General features: G+C 69.6%; 6 protein-coding genes. 3 read left to right on the forward strand and 3 right to left on the reverse strand.

Annotation, left to right across the window (positions count from 1 at the left end; all coding sequences use genetic code 11):
* Positions 1–4 precede the first annotated feature (4 nt).
* The 3 genes from sphst_RS02795 to sphst_RS02805 all read left to right on the forward strand — a co-directional run bounded on the left by sphst_RS02795 (position 5) and on the right by sphst_RS02805 (position 4514).
* Complete coding sequence (locus sphst_RS02795) at positions 5–520, forward strand: RNA polymerase sigma factor (RefSeq protein WP_051916698.1); 516 nt, start codon at positions 5–7, stop codon at positions 518–520.
* Positions 517–1410, forward strand: a complete 894-nt coding sequence (locus tag sphst_RS02800; protein ID WP_107045116.1) for a FecR family protein — start codon at positions 517–519, stop codon at positions 1408–1410. Before sphst_RS02795 ends, sphst_RS02800 begins: the two co-directional genes overlap by 4 nt.
* 80 nt (positions 1411–1490) lie before the next feature.
* Positions 1491–4514: a TonB-dependent receptor gene (locus sphst_RS02805; RefSeq protein ID WP_107045117.1), complete on the forward strand. Its 3024-nt coding sequence runs from the start codon at positions 1491–1493 to the stop codon at positions 4512–4514.
* A 178-nt stretch (positions 4515–4692) separates the two neighbouring features.
* Here the strand turns inward: sphst_RS02805 and sphst_RS02810 are convergent, their stop codons facing one another.
* The 3 genes from sphst_RS02810 to sphst_RS02815 form a co-directional block, all read right to left on the reverse strand.
* Complete coding sequence (locus sphst_RS02810; protein ID WP_031394437.1) at positions 4693–5097, reverse strand: barstar family protein; 405 nt, start codon at positions 5095–5097, stop codon at positions 4693–4695.
* A 19-nt stretch (positions 5098–5116) separates the two neighbouring features.
* Positions 5117–5269 (reverse strand): hypothetical protein, encoded by a 153-nt coding sequence (locus sphst_RS20240; protein ID WP_159043481.1) that lies wholly within the window; start codon positions 5267–5269, stop codon positions 5117–5119.
* The coding region (locus tag sphst_RS02815; protein ID WP_107045118.1) for a Ca2+-dependent phosphoinositide-specific phospholipase C at positions 5266–6148 on the reverse strand (883 nt) is incomplete at its 5' end. The genes sphst_RS20240 and sphst_RS02815, both read right to left, overlap by 4 nt.

Genomic DNA, 6148 nt, shown 5'->3' on the forward strand with positions numbered 1-6148 from the left:
GCCGGTGACGCCGGCGCTGGCGATGCAATGCCCGGACGCGGCGCTGTCACGCGCGCTGCGTGCGTTCGTCCACGGGCGGCTGGGGCATCACGCAGACGGCGACGACGTCGTGCAGGAAACCTATCTGCGGCTGTTCACCTATCAGGCGAGCGCGCGGGTCGAGGACGTGAAGGCGCTCTGCTTCGCGATCGCGCGCAATCTGCTGCGCGATCACCACCGCGTCGCCCGACGCGGTGCGCATGCCGAGCTGGACGAGGCGATGGTCTGTCCGCTGCCGGCGGCGGATCGGGTGGTGGCGTTCCGCCGCGCGGTCGCGCTGATGGCGGGCGCGCTCGAACGCATGCCGCCGCTGCGCCGCGAGATATTCCTGCGCCGACGGCTGGACGGCCTCACCACCGCGGCGATCGCCGATCGGCTCGACATGAGCACCGCCGCGGTCGAGAAACACGTCGTCCGGGCCTTTGCCGACCTTCGCACCGCGCTGGCGCGGCGGGGGTTCACGATGGAGGCGGGGGCGTGACCGCCGGCAGCAGCAGCAGCAGCAGCAGCAGCGGGGGCGGGGGCGCGGCCGTGACCGATGCCGCGCTGACCGATGCGCTGCGGACCGCCGCTTTGCACTGTGGTCGGCTGTCGGACGAGCAGGTCCGCGCGCTCAGGCGGCGGCGGCGGTCCGTCGTCGTCGCGGCCACGACCGCGCCGCTCGTCGCCGTATTGCTCGCCCTCGGCCTCCGCATGGCCCCGCCGCCCGCCGCGGTGGCACCGTCGCCGCAGCTGTTCGCGACGCGGGCCGGCGAGCGCGCGACCGCGACGCTGGCGGACGGCAGCACCGTCCGGCTGAACGGCGCGACGCGACTGCAGGTCGTCTACACGACCGCCGGGCGCAGTGCCCGGCTGCTGGCGGGCCAGGCGTTCTTCGACGTGCGCCACGATGCCGCGCGCCCCTTCGTCGTGCGTGCGGGGGCCAGCCGGACGCGCGTGCTCGGCACCGCGTTCGACCTGGATCTGACGCGGCGGCAGGTCGCGCTGGCGGTCTATCGCGGCGCGGTCGGGTTCGACCCGCTTAACCCGGCGTCAGCAGACGCGCGGCGCGGCGTCGTGGTCCGCGCGGGCTATCGCAGCAGCATCCGCGGCGGCGTGACCGCGGTACCCGAGCGCTTCGATCCGGGGCTGCCCGACTGGCGTCAGGGCTGGATCGACACCGCGGGCATGCGGCTCGACGATCTGGTCGAGATCCTCGACCGGCAGGGCGGCGTCCGGATCGCGCGCCCTGCCGAGCCGCTCGCCTCGACGACGGTGTTCGGCCGTTTCCGGACCGATCGTCCGCGCCAGCTCCTGGCGGCGATCGGCGGCGGGTTCGGGTTCGCGGTGGTCGAGCGGGACGGGGGGCTCGCGCTCGAAACCGCGCGCTGAAAAAAACACTGTCCGGATCCGTCGGCCTGCGCCGTCTTCCTCCCGAATGGCGCGTGGGGGCGCCATGACGGGGGATTATCATGACGCGGTTTTACGGAACGTCGGCACTCGCTCTGGCGGTGTGTGCGCTCACAATGCCAGCGGCGGCACACGCCCGGCCGGCGGGCACGCAGCCGGCGGGAACGCGCGCGTTCGCCATTCCCGCAGGCGACCTCGCGGCGGCGCTGTCGGCCTATTCGAGCGCGACGGGGATGCAGGTGATCGCGGCGCCCGCGCTGATCCAGGGACAGCGGACCGGGGGGGTGAGCGGGCGGCTGACCGCGCCGGCGGCCCTCGCCGTGCTGCTGCGCGGCACGGGCCTGCACCCGGTCGAGAGCAACGGCGTGCTGGTGCTGCGGCGCGCGCCGCCGCGCCCGGGCCTGCGCACCGTCAGCGCACCCGCGCCGGTAGCCACGCCGGCGGTCGCGGGGGGCGTCGCGGGGGGCGTGTCGACGCTGGCAGCTGAGCCGGTCGCGGTCGCCGACGACATCGTCGTCAACGGCTATCGCCGCAGCCTGCTCGCCGCGCAGGAGCTCAAGCGCCGCGCGGTCGGGACCGAGGACAATATCGTCGCGTCCGACATCGCCGCGTTTCCCGACCTCAATCTCGCCGAAGCGCTGCAACGCGTCCCCGGCGTCGCGATCACCCGCGACACCGGCGAAGGCCGCCAGATCGCGCTGCGCGGGCTCGGCCCCGATTTCACGCGCACCCAGCTGAACGGCATGGAGGTGCTCGGCAACACCGCGTCGGGGATGGACAATCGCGGCAACGTCAGCCGCAGCCGCGGCTTCGACTTCAGCCTGTTCGCGTCCGAGCTGTTCAACCGCGTCAGTGTGCAGAAGAGCTATGCCGCCAATCAGGACGAGGGCGGCATCGCCGGGACGGTCCAGCTCTTCACCGCCAAGCCGTTCGACTATGACGGGCAGAAGATCGTGCTGTCGGCCAAAGGCCAGACCAACGACCAGACCAGCGGCATCACCCCGCGGCTCGTCGGGCTGTTCTCGCAGCGCCAGGGCGATTTCGGTGCGCTCGTCTCGGTCGCCTATTCGAAGATCCGCAACAACGAATATGGCTATCGCAACTGGAACTGGGGCAAGGTCACCTACGGCGCGAACAATATCGGGCCCGAGATCGATGCAGCGACACGCGCGCTGCTGCGCGGCGGTACGATCTTCGCACCGCAGGCGCAGTCGCCCTCGACCTGGTACACCGACCGCGAGCGGATCGGCGTCACCAGCGCGCTGCAATATCATCCGGGCGATCGGTTCAAGCTGGATGTCGACCTGCTCTACGGACACCTCGCCGACAAGCGTGACGACTGGGCGATTGCGGCGGGCGGCTATAACGCGCTGACCGGCAATGTCAGCGGCACGCAGGTCATCCGCTCGGCGACGATCCAGGGCAATTCGCTCGTCGCCGCCAGCTATACCGGGATCGACCAGCGGACCGAGCATCACCGGGTCGAGAACCAGACCGATTTCTATCAGGCGGTGGCCAATGCCGAATGGAAGGTCGGCGATCGCCTGACGCTGACCGCGCTCGCCGGCTATCAGAAGTCGGCGTTCGCGCAGCCGACGTTCGACAAGATCTTCCTGCAGGCGCGCAACACCGCGTTCAGTTTCGACATGCAGCCGACGATCCCGGTCAACACCTATGGCTTCGACCTGACCAAGCCGGCGAACTGGAACGTCCAGCGGCTGGTGACGCAGGAAAACACGATCGACAACGCCTATCGCAACGGCCAGCTCCAGGCGGTCTATACGGTGTCGCCGATCCTGAAGCTCGAGCTCGGCGGCGAGTATAAGCGCTTCACCAACAGCGGGTACCAGTATCTCACCAACATCTTCTACGGGACGCAGGCGACCAGCGACCGCGCGGTACCCGACGCGCTGAAATACGTGATCAACCGCGACAGCCTGATCCCCTATATCGGCGGCGACGTCGCGGGCATCTACGCGCTGCTCGGCAACAACCGGAACCTGACCGCGGCGAACCTGACCGCGGGCAGCGACTTCCGCATCCGCGAGACGAGCTGGGCGGGCTTCACGCAGCTCGATCTGGATACCGAACTCGGTTCGATGCGGCTGCGCGGCAATGCGGGCGTGCGCTATTATCATACCGCGCTCGTCTCCAGCGGGTCGCTCGCGACCGCGACCAACGGCGTCACGGTGCTGCAGCCCGTGACGGTCAAGACCAGCAACGACGACTGGCTGCCCGCGCTCAATATCGCGCTCGACCTCACGCCGAAGCTGATCGCGCGCGCGTCGGCGAGCCGCAACGTCAACCGTCCCGGCCTGCCGCAGCTTGCCGCCGCGGGCACGCTGACGGTCGCGCCGTTCGGCGGCACGGTGTCGGTCGGCAACCCCAACCTCCAGCCGTTCCGCTCGACCTCGGTGGAAGGCGGGCTGGAATATTATATGGATCGCAACGGCTTCGCGTCGGTCGGCATGTTCTGGAAGGATCTGGCGAGCTTCATCACCTCGGAGACGTCGCAGGTGCCCTACAGCGCCACCGGCTTCCCGGTCTCGCTGCTGCTGCCGGGGCAGGACGGCACCACGCCGTACAACTATACCCGGCCCGTCAATGGCGACGGCGCCAGCATCCGCGGGGTCGAGGCCGCGGTCCAGCACGACTTCACCTTCCTGCCCGCGCCGTTCGACCATTTCGGCGTGGTCGCCAACGGCACCTGGATCGATGGCGACCAGAAGGCGATCTACAACGGCGTCGCCCAGACGATCCCGCTGTTCAACCTGTCGAAATGGGCCGCCAACGCGACGCTGTATTTCGAGACCGAGCGGTTCGGCGCGCGCGTCTCGACCGCCTATCGCAGCCGCTACATCACCGGCGCGGGGAGCAACGCCAATGTCGGCGACGGCATCCGGCCGACCAACAACGTCGATTTCCAGATCCGCTACAGCCCGGTCGAGAATCTGCGTTTCGTGATCGAGGGCATCAACGTCACCAACCGGCCGATCGAGCAGTTCGCCGATTTCAGCGCCGACCGGACGCTCGTCTACACGCGCAGCGGCCGCATCTTCACCTTCGGCGTGACCACCAGCTTCTGACCTTCGCGTCCGCGGCGCTCCCCGCCGCGGACGCGGGCGTACGGCGTATCTCCACACACCTGCCACGGGAGTTTGCATGAAAAGCCAAGCTACATTGTTGTCCGCCGTCGGCCTGGTCGCCGACAACCTGTTCCGCATCCGCGCATCGGTGACGCCGCGATAACCCAATTGCGCCGGGTCAGGCGCGGACGAGGTGGATGTTGGGGTGGTCGGCGATGATCGTCAGGATGGTGTCGAAATAGGTCTCGCCGCGGCCCTGTTCGAGCGCGTCGAGCTGGGCGGTGATGCGTGCGGCGTCGAAGGCCGTGTTCTGGAGCTTGGCGCGGAGATGGGCTCTGGTGGCGTCGATGCCGAGCGCGGCGCGGCTCGTCTCGATATCCTGCCAGACGAGGACGACCGGCGCCTTGCCCGCAAGCGCGCCGTAGCTGACGTAGAACAGGTCATCGAGCGCATCGAGGCTGGGGCCGAGCGACCAGTCCTCGCCCGCCATGAAGACGCGGTTGATCTCGTCGTAGAAGCTCGCAATGTCGCGGATCGCGTGACCGGCGATCGTGAGAGTCGTGGCCTTGGGGTCGTCGATCATCCGCGTGCTGGTCCGTCTGCTAGCTGGCGCCGGCCTCGATCCGGCAGTGCGACATATCGGGGACAGCGCCCGCGGCGTGCGCGAGTTCCGTGCGCGCGGCGTCGATGTCGCGCCGGAACTCGGGGGCGGTGTGCAGCGTGGCGACGAGGACCGGCTTCACCTGGCGGATCATTCGAGGTCGCCGCATGGCTTCGCGATGCGGACCGGGTTGCAGCGCGCGACATGGCCGCCGGGGAGCGCGACGCGGTAGCCGCCGGCGAAGCGCGGGTCGGGCCAGAGATAGTCGGTCGAGACATAATGCGCGCCGCCCGCGAGCGCGGTGTCGCGCGGCACGCGGTCATTGGCGCGCGCCTCGCGCGTGTTGGCGTCGGCGCGGGTGCGGACGAGGAAGCCCGCGCGCACGTCGCGGCGGATGCGTTCGGCGTCGCGGACCGGGTCGTTGAGCGTCAGATAGGCGGCGGCGGGCGACGCCTCGTCGGTGTTGATGAAGAACACGCGGCCTTCGAGCGAGCGGCGCGCGCCGCGATAGACCGCGACCTTGGCGGGGGGCTCGTCGAGCGCGAACAGGAATTTGCCGCGCGACGCCTCGAGCAGCGGCCAGTTGTCGGCGAGGACGGCGTCGCGGAGTGTGGGATAGCGGCCCTGCACGTCGTCGGGCACGATCAGCTTGCCCGGCGCCAGCACCGACCGGATCTCCGCATCGAGCGCGTCATAGGCGGCAGCGTCGAACGGCAGCGCGTCGATGCCGCCGCGCGCGGCGTTCTGCTCGTCCTTGGCGTTGAACATCAGCAGGATCGGGACGTGGCGCGGATGGCGGGCCGACCAGTCGCGGACGATTGTCAGGCATTCGGTGAGCAGGACGCAGCTCGACGCATTGTCGATGCCGGGGATGTGCAGCACCTTGAAGCCCGGCCGCTGCAGCTTCGGGTCCGACGAGCCGCGCGCATAATGCCCGCCCCGCGGATCATAGTTCACGTCGATCTCGAGCTGGCGCGCGCCCGTGTCGAGCTGGTCGACAAGGCTGCGATGCGCATAGTCGAGCGCGTCGGCC

This window comes from Sphingomonas sp. STIS6.2 (genome assembly GCF_000732685.2).
Lineage (GTDB): Bacteria > Pseudomonadota > Alphaproteobacteria > Sphingomonadales > Sphingomonadaceae > Sphingomonas > Sphingomonas aerolata.